This window comes from Cohnella sp. CFH 77786, from assembly GCF_019400745.1.
Lineage (GTDB): Bacteria > Bacillota > Bacilli > Paenibacillales > Paenibacillaceae > Cohnella.
In genome coordinates, this window is the sequence record NZ_WJIB01000039.1 from 1 (window position 1) to 1,683 (window position 1,683).

The following is a 1,683-nucleotide window of genomic DNA, read 5'->3' on the forward strand; positions in this document are numbered from 1 at the left end:
CTGCTGCGTAGGATAAGCCCTCGACCGATTAGTACCCGTCAGCTGCACGCGTTGCCGCGCTTCCACCCCGGGCCTATCAACCTGGTGTTCTTCCAGGGGTCTTACATACTGGGAAATCTCATCTTGAGGCGGGCTTCGCGCTTAGATGCTTTCAGCGCTTATCCCTCCCGCACTTGGCTACCCAGCGGTGCTCCTGGCGGAACAACTGGTACACCAGCGGTGCGTCCATCCCGGTCCTCTCGTACTAAGGACAGCCCCTCTCAAATTTCCTACGCCCGCGACAGATAGGGACCGAACTGTCTCACGACGTTCTGAACCCAGCTCGCGTACCGCTTTAATGGGCGAACAGCCCAACCCTTGGGACCTACTTCAGCCCCAGGATGCGATGAGCCGACATCGAGGTGCCAAACCTCCCCGTCGATGTGGACTCTTGGGGGAGATAAGCCTGTTATCCCCAGGGTAGCTTTTATCCGTTGAGCGATGGCCCTTCCATTCGGTACCACCGGATCACTAAGCCCGACTTTCGTCCCTGCTCGACTTGTAGGTCTCGCAGTCAAGCTCCCTTATGCCTTTGCACTCTTCGCGCGATTTCCAACCGCGCTGAGGGAACCTTGGGGCGCCTCCGTTACTTTTTGGGAGGCGACCGCCCCAGTCAAACTGCCCGCCTGACACGGTCCCTTCACCGGATTCACGGTGACAGGTTAGAACTCCGATACGATCAGGGTGGTATCCCAACGGCGCCTCCACCCAAGCTGGCGCTCAGGCTTCTCAGGCTCCCACCTATCCTGTACAGACCGTACCAAAGTCCAATATCAAGCTGCAGTAAAGCTCCATGGGGTCTTTCCGTCACGTCGCGGGTAACCTGCATCTTCACAGGTACTAAAATTTCACCGGATCTCTCGTTGAGACAGCGCCCAAGATCGTTACGCCATTCGTGCGGGTCAGAATTTACCTGACAAGGAATTTCGCTACCTTAGGACCGTTATAGTTACGGCCGCCGTTTACTGGGGCTTCGGTTCACAGCTTCGGGTTGCCCCTAACCGCTCCCCTTAACCTTCCAGCACCGGGCAGGCGTCAGCCCGTATACTTCGCCTTACGGCTTCGCACAGACCTGTGTTTTTGCTAAACAGTCGCTTGGGCCTCTTCACTGCGGCCCCCTCGCGCTATTCACGCTACCGGGGCACCCCTTCTCCCGAAGTTACGGGGTCATTTTGCCGAGTTCCTTAACGAGAGTTCTTCCGCGCGCCTTAGAATTTTCATCTCGCCTACCTGTGTCGGTTTGCGGTACGGGCACCTTCGCCTGGCTAGAGGCTTTTCTCGGCAGCGTGAGCACAAGACCTTCGGTACTGCATTTTTCCCTCCCCATCACAGCTCAACCTTACAGTACGCGGATTTGCCTACGTACAAGTCTCACTGCTTGGACGAGCTATTCCATCAGCTCGCGTCTCTGCCCTCCTGCGTCCCCCCATCGCTCGTAACGGCTTACGGTGGTACAGGAATTTCAACCTGTTGTCCTTCGACTACGCCTTTCGGCCTCGCCTTAGGTCCCGACTTACCCTGGGCGGACGAACCTTCCCCAGGAACCCTTAGGCTTTCGGCGGACAAGATTCTCACTTGTCTTTTCGTTACTCATACCGGCATTCTCACTTGTATGCAGTCCACCGGTCCTTCCGGTCCGACTTC

At 57.0% G+C, this 1,683-nt stretch carries 1 rRNA gene; it reads right to left on the bottom strand.

Annotation, left to right across the window (positions count from 1 at the left end):
• Positions 1–8: 8 nt before the first annotated feature.
• Positions 9–1,683, bottom strand: a 23S ribosomal RNA gene (locus GE107_RS26205); the annotation flags it as partial.